This is a genomic window from Halococcus salifodinae DSM 8989 (assembly GCF_000336935.1).
Taxonomy (GTDB): domain Archaea; phylum Halobacteriota; class Halobacteria; order Halobacteriales; family Halococcaceae; genus Halococcus; species Halococcus salifodinae.
On the sequence record NZ_AOME01000070.1, the window covers coordinates 41,515 to 57,700 of the forward strand.

Genomic DNA, 16,186 nt, shown 5'->3' on the forward strand with positions numbered 1-16,186 from the left:
GGCGAACGGCCGTCACGAACTCGACTCAGTTCGTCGCTTCGGTATCGTCGACGACGAGTACCCGCAGATCGTTCACGTTCGTTCCTGTCGGACCGGTTTCGACGAGCGCATCGGCAGCCTCGAGAAACGGGGCGGCCTCGTTCGAAGCCAGCGCTGCCCGTGCTTCTTTCGTCGTTCCATCGACTGTCTTCGCGTCGATGATGGCACCGGCCGCGTCGGACGCACCGTCGATCCCGTCCGTGTCGACGCTCCCGACGACGATACCATCGGCGTCGAGTTCGATCGCCGCACTGAGCGCGAACTCCTGGTTCGGCCCGCCGGCACCGCTTCCGGTGGACAGCGTCACCGTGGTCTCACCGCCCGAGAGGACGACCGCCGGTGGGTCGAGTGGGGTTCCCGTCGCGCGGATCTCCTCTGCGATCCCGACGTGGGTTTTGGCCGCCTCGTGTGCCTCGCCGCGCACGCGCGAACTGAGGACGAGCGGCGTGTAGCCGTGGTCGGCGGCCGTATCGGCGGCAGCCCGGAGTGCCGTGAGCCCGTTCGCGAGGACGTGTGTCTCCACCCGCGCGAAAGCGTCGGCGTCGGGCGTTGGGGTCTCGGCGAGATCGCCCTCGGTGCCGCGTTCGAGGTGACGTTCCGCACGAGGTGGTAGTGTCACGTCGTAGCGATCGATGACGTCGAGCGCGTCGGCGTACGTGGAGCTATCCGGGACCAACGGACCGCTCGCGATGACGTCGAGATCGTCGCCAACGACGTCGCTGAGCAGGAGTCCCACGACGGTCGCCGGTGCCGCAGCCGCCGCGAGTCGGCCGCCCTTGATCGCCGAGAGATGCTTCCGTACGGCGTTGATCTCGTGAATCGTCGCACCGGTCCCGAGCAAGTCGTCCGTGACCGTTTGGAGGTCGGCGAGCGTGACGTCGCCGGCCGGTGCCGGAAGCAGCGCACTCCCACCGCCCGTGATGACGCCGAGAACGAGCGTGTCAGCCGTCGCGCCGGTGGCGTGAGCGAGAACTCGCTCCGCACCGGCGACTCCTCGTTCGTTCGGCGTCGGGTGGCTGCCGGTGACGACATCGATCGTCGACAGCGGTTCCGGGACGTCGGTCACGACGACACCACCCGTTAGTCGGTCACCGAGTATCGATTCGAGCGCGGCGGCGACCTTTCCGGCGGCGTTTCCACCGCCGAGAACGAGGACGTCGTCGTACGAGGCGAGATCGTAGACCGCCCCGTCGATCTCGAGGCCGTCTTCGGTGAGTGAAACAGCGTCTTCGACGACCGTCGCCGGGTGCGCCGCTTCGACTCCGGCGTCGATACACGACCGTGCGACCGCTCGTGGCGTGGCAGCTTCGATCGGGGCGTCATCACGAGTCATACCGCTGTAGTCCGACGGAATTCCTAAAGACGCTCCGACTCGATTCGCCCGTCACCGACCCCGCCTCCGGAAGCACCTCGTGGCAGCGCTGCTTCGTCGAGTTCTGGTAGTCGTGTGCGTTTTCACGCCACTCGGCGACTCTCGGCCCAACGTTGGGCCGAGAGAGTGCAGCCGTGGTCTGTGAGAACGGCGACTGTCGGCACGTCCTTCGTCGATCGATCTCCCTGGTGGTGGGACGCGTCGATGCGTGGGGTTCATCCGATGGCATCACGTACCTCGCTTCGAGTGTAGAAACGTCCGGAGAACCATGCATACAACGAAAATCGTCTGTACGCTCGGTCCCGCCTCGGAGTCGCGCGAAACCGTCGCGGCGCTCGCCGACGCCGGCATGGCGCTCGCGCGGTTCAACGCCAGCCACGGCTCGACCGACGACCGAGCGACCCTCATCGAGCGGGTCCGCGACGTCGACGCGACGAGCGACGCGTCGGTCGCCACGCTGCTCGATCTCCCCGGTCCCGAGATCCGGACCGCGCCGCTCGACGAATCGATCGAGCTCGCGACGGGATCGGAGATTCGGTTCGTCCCGGGCGAGACCGCGACCCCCGAAGAAGTCGGTCTCTCGACGCCGATCGCGGGCGTCGAGCCCGGCGATCGGGTGTTGCTCGACGACGGACGGATCGAGACCACCGTCGCGGAAAGCGAGGGGACCGCAGTGCGTGCGCGCGTCGATTCGGGCGGGCCACTCGGCGGGCGCGCGGGCGTCAACGTCCCCGGCGTGGATCTCGGGCTCGACGTCCCCACCGAGGACGACCGGCGCGAACTCGATCTCGCCGCCGACGCCAACGTCGATTTCGTCGCCGCGAGTTTCGTCCGGAGCGCCGACGACGTGTACGCCGTGAACGAGGCGCTCGAAGCACGCGACGCCGAGATCCCGGTAATCGCGAAGATCGAGCGCGCCGACGCGGTGGCGAACCTCGACGGGATCGTCGAGGCGGCCGACGGCGTGATGGTCGCCCGCGGCGATCTCGGTGTGGAGTGCCCCCTCGAAGAAGTGCCGCTGATCCAAAAGCGGATCATCCGCCGGTGTCACGACGCTGGAGTGCCGGTCATCACCGCGACCGAGATGCTCGATTCGATGACGCACGCGCGCCGCCCGACCCGCGCCGAGGCCTCCGACGTCGCGAACGCGGTGCTCGACGGCACCGATGCGGTGATGCTCTCGGGTGAGACCGCGGTCGGCGACCATCCCGTGCGGGTCGTGGAAGCGATGGAGGGGCTGGTCGGCGAGATCGAAGGCAGCGCCGAGTATGCCGAGGGTATCGAGCGGATGGTGCCCAAACCCGGCGACTCCCGGACCGGCGCGCTCGCACGATCCGCACGGTATCTCGCCCGCGACATCGACGCCGCGGCGGTGGTGGCGGCCACCGAGTCGGGCTATACGGCACGAAAGGCCGCGAAGTACCGCCCCGACGTGCCGGTGGTCGCGGTGACGCCCGACGATCAGGTACGTCGACGGCTCGGCCTCGTGGCAGGGGTGATCCCGCGGCACGCGCCGCTGACGGGACCGAACGAAAGCGTGGACGCCGTGATCCGCAATGCGGTCCAGACCGCACTCGACGCGGGCGTCGCCGATGCGGGCGACACGGTGGTGGTGCTCGCCGGGATGATGACCGATCTCGAAGGCGCGAACACCACCAACACGCTCAAGGTCCACGTCGCGGCCGAGATCCTCGCGACGGGCCGTTCGGTGGTCGATGGCCGGGTCTCCGGACCGCTCTCTCGTACTGTGGACGGCGATCTCACCGGGCTTTCCGAAGGGACGATCCTGTCCCTCTCCGCCGACTTCGACGACGAGTTCGACGGCGACCCCACCCGGCTCGGGGGGATCGTCAGCGCCCACGAGGGCGTCACGGGGTATCCCGCGATCGTCGCGCGCGAGGCCGGTCTCCCGATGGTCTCGAACGTCTCACTGTCCGACGTCGACGAGGGCGATCACGTCACGCTCGATGCTGGCCGCGGCGTCGTCTACGAGGGGAGCGTCGGCGGATAACTGCTCGTTCGTCGCGCAACACCGTTCGCCCGATCACTACGCTGCACGCGACCGTTCATCATGACACACGATACGACACATCTCACATTCGCTCGTACCGACCGACGACCGCCCGCTGGGGACGATCCCTCTCGCGGTGAACGATGATTGACGGCTCACTCGACGAGCTGTTCGACGGGTTCACCGCACGCGACTGGCGGTCGGACGCGTCTGGGACTGTGCGATTCGCGATGATCGGCCTCGGGTGGTGGACGAAGGAGATGGCGATGCCCGCCGTCACCGACTCCGAACTCTGTGAGACAACGGTCGTCGTCAGCAGCTCGAAGGAGCGCGCAACCGACCTCGCCGAGACCCACGAAACCGTCGAGCACGGCCTGACCTACGACGAGTTCCACGACGGCGCGGCGAGCGAAGCCTACGACGCGGTGTACATCGCCACGCCGAACGCGCTCCATCTCCAGTACGCAGAGACCGCGGCCGCCCTCGACAAAGCGATCCTGTGTGAGAAACCGATGGAAGCCACCGTCGAGCGCGCCGAGGAGTTGGTCGCGGCCTGCGAAGACGCCACGCTGATGATCGCCTACCGGATGCACACCGAGCCGGCGGTCCGGCGGGCGCGCGAACTCGTCAGATCGGGGTTCATCGGCGACGTCGTCGGGGTCCACGGTGCGATGACCCAGCGGCTCCTCGACATGTTCGACGACCCGAACCACTGGCGGCTCGATCCAGACCTCGCGGGCTACGGCGCGAGCGTGATGGACCTCGGAATCTACCCGCTCAACACCGCACGATTCGTGCTCGACGCCGATCCCGTCTCGGTGTCCGCCCGGATGCACTCGGCTCACGACGCGTTCGCGGACGTCCCCGACGAGCGCGCGAGCTTCCGGCTCGATTTCGAGGACGGCGTGACGGCGTCGTGTACCGCGAGCCAGAATGCCGCGCGATCGAGCCACCTCCAGATCACCGGGACGGAGGGCGAACTCGAACTCGACCCCGTCTTCTTCCCCGACGAACCCCGCCGGCTGCGGATCCGCCGAGGCGACCTCGACGCCACCTTCGATTTCGACCAGCGCGACCAGATGACCGAGGAGTTTACCTACTTCGCCGATCGGGTGCTCGCCGGCGAGGAACCCCATCCCGACGGCGAGCACGGCCTGGCCGACATGAAGATCCTGCGCGCGATCTACGAAGCGGGTGAAACCGGCGACGTCGTCGACGTGGCTGGCGAGCACTGATAGGGTTGGTGTAACTGGTCGGCCCCATCTCGAAACCGTCGGTACTTCACGAACTGATGTAGGTTACAACTCGTCGTGTGGTAGCCCCAACGGCGGCTACGCTGACACCAATTCCGAAGGCAAGAGCAAGGAGTGTGGGTACGAAACCAAACCCGGCTGGGTCATAACTCGGAACGAGATCAAAATAGAGCCAGATACCCAGTGAGAACTCCAGCCCGATTACGGCCATAACTGGCACCAATGCACTCACGAGAAGACCGTCGTTGAGGTAGGCAGTGACTAGCGCCACAGCGCCTGCTAACAGCGGAATAGAAGGCACAATCAACAGAAACGTGAACGGAAGACCTTCATATACCGGAAAACCCGTGTACACCACAAGACTTGCAAAGAAAGTAACCGCAGCGAGGACGAGAACCTGTCGGGTACGGTGCTGGTTGCGACCGAAGAGGATGGGGGCGTTGGCATAACTCATAGTAGCTCATTTACGCTCTTTCTATAAATAACTTGACCACCAATTCTAACGGGTTCTGCGGCGCGACCAACTGGTTACTGGTAGCCGCCGACTTTGTGTCGACGGCATACCGATATGACGTACAACGATTCCTATGAGCGTCCCGCCCGTTACCACTCCGCGACGCTGCCGTCGTCGTGCCGCCAGACGGGGTTGTGCCAGTCGTCGACCCTACCGGCTTGCTCGCGGACGTGCTCCTCGTCGACTGCGATGCCGAGCCCCGGCTCCTCGGGGAGATCGACGTACCCGTCGCTATACTCGAACACCGACGGGTCAGCGAGGTAGTCAAGCACGTCGCTGCCCTCGTTGTAGTGGATGCCGAGGCTCTGTTCCTGGATGAGCGCGTTGTGCGAACAGCCGTCGACCTGGAGACAGGACGCGAGCGCGATCGGACCGAGCGGGCAGTGGGGCGCGAGTGCGACGTCGTGGGCCGCGGCCATCGACGCGATCTTCCGACACTCGGTGATCCCGCCGGCGTGGGAGAGGTCGGGCTGGATCACGTCGACGCCGCCGGCTTCGAGCACGGGGCGGAAGTCCTCGCGGGTGTAGTGCCGTTCGCCGGTCGCGATCGGGATCGTGGTGTGATCGGCGATCTCGGGCAGATGATCGTCGTGTTCGGGCAGCACCGGCTCCTCGACGAACATCGGTTCGTGCGGTTCGAGCGCGCTCACGAGCCGTTTGGCCATCGGTTTCGCGACTCGACCGTGGAAGTCGACGCCGATCCCGACCTCGGGACCGACGGCTTCACGCACCGCGGCGAGTCGGTCGCCCGCGGCCGCGACCGCAGCCGGCGTCTCGATCCGGCGGAACTCGGCGGTGGCGTTCATCTTGAGCGCGTCGAGGCCCGACTCGACCCGTTCGCGTGCGGCGTCGGCCACATCGGAGGGACGATCGCCGCCGATCCAGCCGTACACCTGCATTCGATCGCGGACCGGGCCGCCGAGGAGTTCGTACACCGGCGCGCCGAGTTGCTTGCCCTTGAGATCCCAGAGCGCCTGATCGACGCCCGCGATCGCACTCATGAGTATGGGTCCGCCGCGGTAGAATCCGCCGCGGTACATCGCCTGCCAGTGATCCTCGATCGGGGCGGGATCCGCGCCGAGTAGGTGCTGCTCGAACAGTTCCTCGACGGCCGTTTCGACCGTGCGCACCCGTCCCTCGACGACGGGTTCGCCCCAGCCGACCCGGCCGTCGCTGGTCTCGACTCGCAAAAATAGCCAGCGCGGCGGGACGGCAAACAGTTCGTAGTCGGTGATTTCGCTCACGTTCGCCGGTCGTGGCGACCGGGGAAAAAGCCGACTGTCGCGGCTCAGAGCTGCGGTTCGACCGTTTCGACGTCGTCGAGTTTCCGGTTGCGGAGCGCCTCGCCGGTCTCGGCGTCGAAGAGATGGATCGCGTCCTCGGGGAGCCGTGCGATCGCGGGCTGACCCGCCTCGACACGCCGGAGCCCGCCGATGGTCGCTACGAACGTGCGGGACTCGTCCATGTCGAGTTCGGACGCCTCTTCGGCGTTGTCCTCGAACGCGAGGTAGATGTTGTTGCCGCTGCCGACCGGTTCGACCACGTCGACCACCGTTCGGAAGTCGTGATCGCTCTCAGCCGTATCGACGAGTTCGATGTCCTCGGGCCGCACGCCGAGCGTCACGCGGTCGGAATCGCCGATCGAATCCTGGGTCTCCTCGGAAAGGGGGTACTCGAACCCGTCGCCGACCAACTGACCGTTCTCGACGGTGGTCTCGAAGAAGTTCATCGAGGGTTCGCCGATAAAGCCCGCGACGAACTGGTTCGCGGGTTCGTGGTAGGCCTCCAGGGGAGTGGCGACCTGCTGGAGTCGGCCGTCGTCGAGGATCGCGATCCGATCGCCCATCGTCATCGCCTCGGTCTGGTCGTGGGTGACGTACACGGTGGTGACGCCGAGATCCTCCTGGATGCGCTGGAGCTCGGTCCGCATCTGCGAGCGCAGCTTCGCATCGAGGTTCGAGAGGGGTTCGTCCATCAGGAAGACGGCGGGATCGCGGACGATCGCCCGGCCGAGCGCGACCCGCTGTTGCTGGCCACCCGAGAGCTCGCCTGGCTTACGATCGAGCAGGCGACCGATCCCCATCATCTCGGCGGAGGACTCGACGCGGTCTCCGATCTCGTCGTCGGGCATGTCCGTGCTCTCTTCGAGCCCGAAGCTCATGTTCTCGCGCACGGTCATGTGGGGGTAGAGCGCGTAGCTCTGGAACACCATCGCGATGTCCCGATCGGCGGGCTGGCGGTCGTTGATCGCCTGGCCGTCGAGGGTGATCGTCCCCTCGGTGACGGTTTCGAGCCCCGCGATCATCCGGAGCGTGGTCGATTTCCCACAGCCCGACGGGCCGACAAGGACGATGAACTCGCCGTCGTCGATGTCGGCCGAGACGTCGTCGACCGCGACGATATCGCCGCCGTCCGCGAAGCGTTTCGTCACGTGATCGAGCGTGAGTTCAGCCATCAGTCTCTCCTCCGTCGCGTATCGTGTGTCATGGGTGTCGTGGGTCGTGATCGCGTCATGTTCCGCCTCCCGCGACGCCGCGGGCGAACTGATCGCCGAAGATGATGAACACCAGCAGCGTCGGCAGCGCGGTCAGGAACGCGCCGGCCATCCGGAGGCCGAAGTCGATGCCTTCGAGACTTGCGCCGAGCCCGACGAGTGAGAGCGTCACCGGGGCGGCGGGCGAGCCCGCGCCACCGATCAGGATCAGCGCGAACAGTAGCTCGTTCCAGATCTGGGTGAACTGATAGATCAGCGTCACCGCGAACATCGGGGCCGACAGCGGCAGCACCACCCGCCGGTAGATCCCGAACGCGCTCGCGCCGTCGAGCCGGGCCGCCTCGATCATCTCCTCGGAGAGCCCGACGTAGTATCCTCTGAATAGCACGGTACAGATCGGGATTCCATACGCCGTGTGGGTGATAATCAGCTCGACGAGATCGGTCTGGTAGGGATGGAAGAACGGCAGCGCCCACAGCGGTGACAGCAGCTCTTCGAGCGGGATCATCGACCAGAACTGCGAGAGCGGCACCAACACCGCCTGGTAGGGGATGAACACGCCGGCGACGAACAGCGCGAGGATCGGGATCTGGCCGCGCCAGCTGATCTGGGTCAGCCCGTAGGCCGCGAGGCTGCCGAACAGCGCGCCGAGCACCGTCGCCGGGATCGTCATGATGAGGCTGTTGACGAGGCCGGGCGCGAGCGCGTCGAACGCCCCCGCCCAGTTGTCGAGCGTGAATCCGCCTGGTCCCGGCGGTGCGTACGGCGCGGTGCGGATGACCGACTCGCCGGTTTTGAACGACGTGACCAGCCCTGCCTCGATCGGGATGAGGAAGTACACCCCGATCACCGTGAGCGCCGCGTAGAGCGCGATCCGCCACCAGCTGATGGAATCGCGCATGTTGTCGAGGGTCGAGCCGCCCGTTGCGGTTCCCCCGTCGGTCATCGTCGTGCCGCCGTCGGTCATTGCTGTTCTGTTTCCGTCGGTTCGATCGGTCATAGCTCACCCCGCCGGTACTGGCTGTAGAGATACGGGATCACGACCAGCAACGCGAGCACGTAGAGCACGATCGCGATCGCCGAGCCGTACGCCCAGTTCTGGTTCGAGTACGCCTCTCGGACCATGAACGTCGCGAGGATGTCGGCCCCCGCAGCCGGCCGGTACTGGCCGAACAGCGCGTAGAGGAAGTCGAACGCCTTGAGCGCCGCGATCATCAACACGACGAGCGCGCTGATCATCGAGCCGCGGAGCTGGGGCACGATCACCCGCCAGTACATCTTGACGGTGCTCGCGCCGTCGATGCGTGCGGCCTCGAAGTGCTCGTCGGGGATGGTCTGGAGCCCCGCGAGGAAGACCACCATGGTGTAGCCGCTGAACTGCCAGACCAGCGCGAAGATCACCGCGCCGAGCACCAGTTGGGGATTGCCGATCCAGTCGGGTTGGAGCCCGACGACGCCGAGAATCGAGTTGACGATCCCGTTTTCGATGTCGTACATCCACGACCAGAGCTGGGCCGTCACCACAAAGGAGAGGCTGAACGGCAGGAGGTACAGCGTCCGGAACGTGTTCTGAAAGCGGATCGTCCGATCGAGCAGGATCGCGAGCACGAGCCCGAGCACGATACACAGGATCGTGAACGCGACGAGCAGCACGAACGTGTTGCGCGCGGCGTCGATGAACGTCTGGCTCGCGAACAGCTCGGTGTACTGCTCGAAATCCAGCGAGGTGTACTCGGGATCGCCGAACCCCTCCATGTCGGTGAGCGAGATGAGGAAGTTCCACCCGATCGCGCCGTAGACGAACAGCCCCATCAGGAGGAACGGCGGGAGCCAGAACGGCAGCGAACTGACGAACCCGCTCTTTCGGAGCGATCGGAGCCATCCCGATCGGCTCGTGGCGGTCGAACTGGAGCCGCCGCTCACGGTCGCACCGCCATCGGTGCGGACCGCGTGTGCGTCGTCGCTCGATCGGTCGTCGGAGCCGGGGGTGAGCCGCTCGCCGAACCCACGAAGCCTCGATCGCACCGACCGATCGTCGTCAGTTCGATCCGGAGACGGCATCGAGCATCCCCTGAGTTGCGGCGTCGAGGTCTCCCGAGCCGAGGAAGGAATCGGTGATCACGCCGTCGATCTCGCTGTGGACGTCCGGCAGCACCGCGAGACCGTGAGCGATCGTCGGCGGCTTGTTCGAGACGTTGTTGTAGTCCTCGATGGTCTGGGTGAGGTAGGGATCGAACTCGTCGGTCGGCACGTCGGTCCGCGGCGGGATCGACCCCTTGAACTGGTTGAAGCGGACCTGCGCGTCGGGCGTGCCGACGTACGAGAGCCACGCCTGTGCGGCCCCGGAATCGCCCGCGCTGGCTGCCATCGGGAACGAGTCGAGATGCAGCCCGTACATGTCGTCGGTGCCGGGGAAGGAGACGTTGTTCCAGTCGGACTCGTACTCGAAGCCCTCCTGGTTGCGGTACGCGCCGGCCACCCAGTTGCCCTGGTGCATGAACGCGGCCTCGCCGTTCATGATCAGCTGGTTCGCCTGGGTGAACCCGACGCTGGAGGCGTTCTGGTTGATGTGATCGAAGTAGTTGTTGACCATCTCGAACGCCGAGCGCACGGCCTGTTCGTCACCCTCGCCGTTGATGTAGTCCATGAACGGCTGGTAGCCCGCCTGACCCTGCATCACGACCTCCCAGAGCTGGAGCGTGGTGAAGGGGGCTTGGAGACCTTGGGCCATCCCGACCGCGTCGGTTTCCTCCTCGACGGTCTTCATCGCCGCGAGGAGGTCCGCCGGCTCGGAGAAGCTCGTGGGGTCGACGCCGGCTTCTTCGACCACCGAGACGTTGTAGAACAGGTCGTTCATCCGGTGGGAGCCGATCGGGACCGCGACGTAGGGACCGCTCCCGATCGAGCCGGCTTCTTCGCCGACCTGGGAGTAGGTTTTGGCTTCCTGGGAGTAGTTGTTCCGGAGATCGTCGGTCCAGACGTTCTCGCCGACGTCAGCGAGGAGTCCGGCCTCGGTGAACGGAACGAGGTTGAGCCCCGGCCAGTCCGCCCACGACGTGGGGAGGTTTTCGTTCTGGGCGCGGTTGGAGATGGTGGTGTCGAGGTTGGTGTTGCCACCGCCACCGATCGCCTGGAAGTTCGCGCTGACGTCGGGGTTGGCCTCTTCGAACCCCTCGACGAGGTTTTCGAGGGCCGTCGCGCCGTCACCGCCGGTCCAGCCGTGCAACACGGTGAGGCTTCCGCTACTGCCGCCACTACTGCTTCCATTGGAGCTACTGCCGTTGCCACCGCTGCCGTTCCCGCTGCTTCCGCTCCCGCTGCTGGCGTTGCCACCGCCACTACCGTTACCACCGCTGCCGTTGTCATCGCCGCCACCGCCGCCCGTACAGCCGGCGAGACCGGCCATGCCGACGGTGCTTGCTAGCGCTGCGCGCTTCAGGTACGACCGCCGTGACTGTCCCGGGTCCGAATCCTTCATCATCGTAAATCCGTACCATCGTCCGTAACAGAAGTGTAAAACGCTTTCGCAAGCTTTACTCACGCACGAGTTCACTCGCAAAAATCGCTCGACACGAGCCGTATCGCTGTCGATGCTCAGTGGAGCGATGGCGACTTCACTCAGTAATCTACCAGAATTCACAGAACTGACCGAGTCCGTTCGTCCTCCCGGAACTGGTCGAGGATTCGATAGTTCGACCTCGCTTCGCTCAGTCGAACGTCGTGGAACGATGTTCCACGAGCTCGATGCGGCTACGCCGCATCGAACAGGGCAAATCGGAGATTTGCTGGCTCGACGAAGCTACGCTTCGTCGAACAGCTCCTCACCGTCGATCATGTGTGCTTCGACCGCATCGAGATCGAGCGTCAGCCCGAGGCCTGGCTTCTCGGGCACGTCGATCGAACCGTCCTCGATCACGGTCTCCTCGACGAGGTCCTCCCACCAGCCGAGCTGGTAGGAGTGGTACTCGACCGCGAGCGAGTTGGGGATCGCCGCGCCGACGTGCGCGCTCGCCATCGTCGCCACCGGCGAAGAGACGTTGTGCATCGCCACCGGGACGTAGTAGGTGTCGGCCATATCGGCGATCTTTCTGGTTTCGCGCATCCCGCCTACTTTGGGGAGGTCTGGCGCGATCACGTCGACGGCCTGCTCTTCGAGGAGGCGGCGGTGGCCGTGCTTGCGGTAGACGTTCTCGCCGGCGGTGATCGGGACGGTCGTGGACTGGCTGACCTCGCGCTGGACGTCGTGGTTCTCCGGCGGCACTGGATCTTCGAGCCACCAGACGTCGTAGTCCTCGACCGCGCGCGCGATGCGCTTCGCGCTCCCGCCGGAGAAGGACCAGTGGCAGTCGAAGGCGGCGTCGGCCCGGCCGTCGAGGCGTTCGGTTACCGCACGGACGATCTCGGCTTTGTGGTCGATCTCGGCGTTCCGGAGGTGGCGGTTCGCCTTGTCCTTCTCGTGGCCCGAGGGCACGTCGAGGTCGAACTTCAGCGCGTCGTAGCCCAACTCCTCGACGACGCGTTCGGCCTCGTCGGCGTTCGCCTCGGGGTCTGCCTCCTCGCCGGCGTGACAGTCGCAGTACACCCGGACCTCGTCGCGGTACTTCCCGCCGAGGAGCTGATAGGCCGGAACCTCGAGGATCTTGCCCGCGAGGTCGTGGAGCGCGATCTCGATCCCCGAGATCGCGGTGACGACCGTGCCCTCGATCGAGCCCTCGCCCGACATCTTCTGGACGAGGTGCTCGTACAGCCGATCGAGGTCGAGCGGGTTCTCGCCCACCACGAACGGCGTCATCCGCTCGATGACTTCCGGAACGCCCGCCCCCCAGTAGGCCTCGCCAGTGCCGACGATGCCCGCGTCGGTGTACACCCGCACGAGGGTCCACGGGAAGTTGCCGTCGACCATCGTGGTCTGCACGTCCGTGATCTCGACGTCTCGTCCGCCGCCGCGCTTCGCACGGACACCCATCGTTCCAGCCGAGAGATCGCGCATCGTGTACTCGGCGTTCGGATCGTGGAGCTGTGTGTAATCGACCGGCATACCTCAGCCTTTACTCGCATCCTAATAAATCGTGAGGGGACGGCACGCGAACAGTTATCGTTCGCTGTCGGGAACCACAACGACTTTCCCGAACCCTTCGCGCTCTTCGAGCATCTCGTGGGCACGGGCGGCCTCGCTCATCGGGAGCGTCTCGCGGATCTTCGGCTCGAACGTGCCGTCCCACACCAACGAGAGGACGTCGTCGACCTCGCCCAGCGAGGCCATCGTGGAGCCGAGGATATCGACCTGCTTCCAGAACACCCGATTGATGTTGGTCTCGGCTTTCGGCCCGGTGGTCGCGCCGCAGGTCACGAGTCGGCCACCCTTGGCGAGACATTTGATCGAGTCCTCCCACGTCGCCGGTCCCACATAATCGACCACCACGTCGACCCCGCGGCCGTCGGTGGCCTCGCGCATCGCGGCTGCGAAATCGGTCTCTTCGTAGTTGACGGTGTGATCCGCGCCGCACTCGCGCGCGTACTTGAGTTTCTCGTCGGTGCTCGCGGTGGCGTACACCTCTGCACCGATGTACTTCGCGATCTGGACCGCGGCGTGGCCCACGCCGCCGGACGCACCCAGCACGAGAATCGACTCGCCGGGACCGAGGTCTGCCCGCGTGACCAGCATTCGCCACGCTGTCTGGAAGACCAGCGGCGCGGCAGCCGCGGTCTCCCAGTCGACGCCCTCGGGGACTGGCACGAGGTTCTCGGCGGGGACGGCCGCCTGCTCGGAGTGGACCCCTTGAACGTGCTCACCGATGATGTGGTAGCTCTCACAGAGTGAGTGCTCGCCGTGGCGGCAGAACTCGCACTCGCCGCACGACCGACCGGCGGTGACCGCGACCCGGTCGCCCGGGTCGACGCGCGTGACGTCCTCGCCGACCGCCTCGACCACGCCGGCGGCGTCGGAGCCGGGAACGTGCGGCATGTCGAGATCGACGCCAGGGAGTCCGCCGCGGGTGAACACATCGAGGTGGTTCAGCGCGCCGGCTTTCACGTCGACGAGCGCCTCGTTCCGACCGGGTTCGGGATCGGGATATTCGCCGTACTCGATGACGTCGCGGTCGCCGTGCTCGGTGAACTGGACGGCCTGCATGGGGCGTGCTGGGCGCGACGCCCGGATAGCGGTTTCGATGGCGGAGATCGACGACCACGACCGCCACGCGCCAGCGACCGCCACGCGGCCGCTGCCGATCGCCGATTCCGTGAGCAACGTACCCATGCGGAGAGTCCGGGCGGTAGCCTCAATCAGTTCGACCGGCAGGGTTCATCTGCGATCGAGGTGACCCATGTCAGACTGCCCGATCTGCAAGACGACCGAGAACGTCCGGCCGAGCTGGACCACCGGCTACCAGCGCCGGTGCAACGAGTGTGGCGTCCTGTTCAACGAGCATAGCACGAGAGCCACGCTGTAACGCCGCCCGTCGCTCCCGTCGTCACCCCGCCTGTTTTCAGAGAGCGTTCGCTGACCGACGAGGCGACCGACACGACCGCGCTGCGGCCGCGCGATCCGCCCGTTCATCCGCCGTCCTGACAGCTGCAGCGACGAAATCAGTACGGCTCGGGGTTCAGGTGGTCGGGAACGAACCAGCGCCGGACTGTGACCCCGATCGTGCCGCCGATCAAACCGGCGAAGGCGTACACCGGCGCGAGCAGACAGACAGCGAACAGCGCGAAAAACGGCGAGTAGAACAGGAAGGCGGTCCCGCTCGCGGCGAACCAGACCACGAACGAGGTGATCCCGAGTAGGAGCGCGAGCACGGCGATCCCGTAGCAGCCGGCCCGGAGCCCCGCCGACGCGCCGTCGTAGACGTTGGTGCCGAGGACGAACCCGGCGGCGAACCCGCCGGCAGCGCCGCCGAGATGACCGGCGGCACCGAGATCGATTCCCTGGCTGCCGGCGTAGAGCATCGCGAGCGCGTACACCGTCGTCGTGACCGCCCCGACCGCAGCGACCCACCACGGCCGACCCACGAGGTTCGTCGCGATCTCGTGTCGCGTGTGCCGCCAGTTCATGTGATACTGTCGACATCGGGGCGTAATAAAACCTCGCGACCATCACGCGGCTGAACTAACATCGGCGACGGACGAACGGAGCTACCGGATGGGTCGGTATCGTCCTCTCACAGCGTCAGGACGACCGCCGCCCCGAGCGACCCGGTGAGGAGAACGCCGCTCCAGAGCGCGACCCGGGTGGCGAACTGGCGACTCGGGCCGGCGGCGGTCAACGCGGCCTTGACGCCGATGCTCGACGCCGTGGCGAGCAACACGGCGATCACCGCGGTCTCGTAGCCGAGACTCCCTGTCCGATAGAGTGAGACGGTCGATGCGGTCGCGCCGGCCGACGAGACCAGCCCCGAGAGGACGGCAGTGACGTAAAAGCCGACCTCGCCGAACTGGGCCTGGGCGAACCCGCCGGCGAGGACCACCACGGCGAACATCGCGCCGAACGCGAGCACGTTCCGGAGCGAGAAGGGGCTGTCCAGATCCATGCTCACCTGTTCGTCCCAGTCGGCAGTGATGGCCGCGATCGCGACGCTCCCAACGACCACGATCGCGAGCGGGACGACCGCGCCGACGAGCACGTCTGGGAGGGTGAACGCGAGCACGATCGCGAGGTTCCGGAGCGCCATCGCCGCGTCTGCGAGCAACACGGCGGCGACGGCGTAGGAGGTCATGTTCGGACGCTGCCGAACCGAATCCAGCATCGTCCCGACCACGGCGGTCGAGGAGGCCAACCCCCCGAAAAAGCCCGTGACGGCGATCCCCCGCCCGCCGTACGTTCTGACGATGGCGTAGTTCACGATCCCGATGGCGGCGACGGCGACCACCATCAGCCACACCACTCGGGGTTCGATCGCGACCGCGAGTTCGCCGGAGCCGATCGTGACGTCGCCGGTCGGCAAGAGCGGGTAGATCACGAACGCGAGGATGGCGAACTCGGTGGTCGAGCGGAGTTCTTCGCGCGAGAGCCCGCCCGCGAACGTGTGGAGTTCGCGCTTCAGCACGAGGAGGAGCGAGGACAGGACGGCGACGGTCACGCCCTCGATGACGTAGCCGGCGGCGGTCAGCGCACCGACGCCGTAGGCGACCAGCATCGATACCGAGGTGGTGAGCGAGAGTCCGAGGTCCTCGTCCCGGAGGCCCTGAACCGCGAGCACCGTGCCCTGAACGATGACGAGCAGGCCGCCGACCGCCAGCAACCCATCGCGATCGAGGACGGTGAACACCGCACCGAGAAGCGTGATAAGCGAGAAGGTCCGGATCCCCGCGGGCTTGTCCGACCACTCGCGTTCGAGTCCGAGGAACAGCCCGAGTGCGCCCGCGAGCGCGATCCTCGCGACGGGGCTGTCGAGCGAGACGGCCACTTGAGCGACGGGGGTCACGTCTCGGCGTTCCTCCGCCGGCGTATAAACCTCCGTCGTCCTGTCGCTCGGATACAGTATCATCGCGATCATCGCTGCAC

At 66.2% G+C, this 16,186-nt stretch carries 14 protein-coding genes; 3 read left to right on the forward strand and 11 right to left on the reverse strand.

Annotated features, from left to right (window positions below):
- Nucleotides 1-25: 25 nt before the first annotated feature.
- On the reverse strand, nucleotides 26-1,372 hold the full coding sequence (locus tag C450_RS12885) for a glycerate kinase type-2 family protein (protein ID WP_005044102.1): 1,347 nt from the start codon (nucleotides 1,370-1,372) through the stop codon (nucleotides 26-28).
- A 307-nt stretch (nucleotides 1,373-1,679) separates the two neighbouring features.
- Between C450_RS12885 and pyk the strand changes: the two genes are divergently transcribed.
- Nucleotides 1,680-3,422, forward strand: coding sequence for a pyruvate kinase (gene pyk, locus C450_RS12890; protein ID WP_005044103.1), 1,743 nt, complete (start codon nucleotides 1,680-1,682; stop codon nucleotides 3,420-3,422).
- 143 nt (nucleotides 3,423-3,565) lie between these two features.
- Complete coding sequence (gene gfo6 / locus C450_RS12895; protein ID WP_005044104.1) at nucleotides 3,566-4,657, forward strand: D-xylose 1-dehydrogenase Gfo6; 1,092 nt, start codon at nucleotides 3,566-3,568, stop codon at nucleotides 4,655-4,657.
- 46 nt (nucleotides 4,658-4,703) lie between these two features.
- Here gfo6 and C450_RS12900 read toward each other — a convergent pair whose 3' ends face one another.
- The 8 genes from C450_RS12900 to C450_RS12935 all read right to left on the reverse strand — a co-directional run bounded on the left by C450_RS12900 (nucleotide 4,704) and on the right by C450_RS12935 (nucleotide 13,816).
- A complete protein-coding gene (locus C450_RS12900; RefSeq protein WP_005044106.1) occupies nucleotides 4,704-5,129 on the reverse strand; it encodes a hypothetical protein in 426 nt (141 codons plus the stop codon).
- Between the two features lie 149 nt (nucleotides 5,130-5,278).
- The gene (dgoD, locus tag C450_RS12905; RefSeq protein ID WP_005044109.1) at nucleotides 5,279-6,433 is read right to left on the reverse strand and encodes a galactonate dehydratase; all 1,155 of its coding nucleotides are present in this window, start codon (nucleotides 6,431-6,433) and stop codon (nucleotides 5,279-5,281) included.
- 44 nt (nucleotides 6,434-6,477) lie between these two features.
- Nucleotides 6,478-7,644, reverse strand: a complete 1,167-nt coding sequence (locus C450_RS12910) for an ABC transporter ATP-binding protein (protein ID WP_005044111.1) — start codon at nucleotides 7,642-7,644, stop codon at nucleotides 6,478-6,480.
- A gap of 55 nt (nucleotides 7,645-7,699) precedes the next feature.
- The gene (locus tag C450_RS12915) at nucleotides 7,700-8,650 is read right to left on the reverse strand and encodes a carbohydrate ABC transporter permease (protein WP_005044113.1); all 951 of its coding nucleotides are present in this window, start codon (nucleotides 8,648-8,650) and stop codon (nucleotides 7,700-7,702) included.
- 29 nt (nucleotides 8,651-8,679) lie between these two features.
- Nucleotides 8,680-9,744 (reverse strand): carbohydrate ABC transporter permease, encoded by a 1,065-nt coding sequence (locus C450_RS12920; protein WP_005044115.1) that lies wholly within the window; start codon nucleotides 9,742-9,744, stop codon nucleotides 8,680-8,682.
- Nucleotides 9,722-11,164, reverse strand: coding sequence for an ABC transporter substrate-binding protein (locus tag C450_RS12925; protein ID WP_005044117.1), 1,443 nt, complete (start codon nucleotides 11,162-11,164; stop codon nucleotides 9,722-9,724). Before C450_RS12925 ends, C450_RS12920 begins: the two co-directional genes overlap by 23 nt.
- A 318-nt stretch (nucleotides 11,165-11,482) precedes the next feature.
- On the reverse strand, nucleotides 11,483-12,721 hold the full coding sequence (locus C450_RS12930) for a mandelate racemase/muconate lactonizing enzyme family protein (RefSeq protein ID WP_005044118.1): 1,239 nt from the start codon (nucleotides 12,719-12,721) through the stop codon (nucleotides 11,483-11,485).
- A gap of 54 nt (nucleotides 12,722-12,775) precedes the next feature.
- A complete protein-coding gene (locus C450_RS12935; RefSeq protein WP_005044121.1) occupies nucleotides 12,776-13,816 on the reverse strand; it encodes a zinc-binding dehydrogenase in 1,041 nt (346 codons plus the stop codon).
- Nucleotides 13,817-14,009: 193 nt separating this feature from the next.
- Between C450_RS12935 and C450_RS23240 the strand changes: the two genes are divergently transcribed.
- Complete coding sequence (locus C450_RS23240) at nucleotides 14,010-14,135, forward strand: hypothetical protein (RefSeq protein ID WP_273836668.1); 126 nt, start codon at nucleotides 14,010-14,012, stop codon at nucleotides 14,133-14,135.
- Nucleotides 14,136-14,271: 136 nt separating this feature from the next.
- Here the strand turns inward: C450_RS23240 and C450_RS12940 are convergent, their stop codons facing one another.
- Entirely contained in the window at nucleotides 14,272-14,736 is a 465-nt protein-coding gene (locus C450_RS12940) for a hypothetical protein (RefSeq protein WP_005044122.1), read from the reverse strand.
- A gap of 107 nt (nucleotides 14,737-14,843) precedes the next feature.
- Nucleotides 14,844-16,106, reverse strand: a complete 1,263-nt coding sequence (locus tag C450_RS12945) for an MgtC/SapB family protein (protein WP_049910238.1) — start codon at nucleotides 16,104-16,106, stop codon at nucleotides 14,844-14,846.
- Nucleotides 16,107-16,186 lie beyond the last annotated feature (80 nt).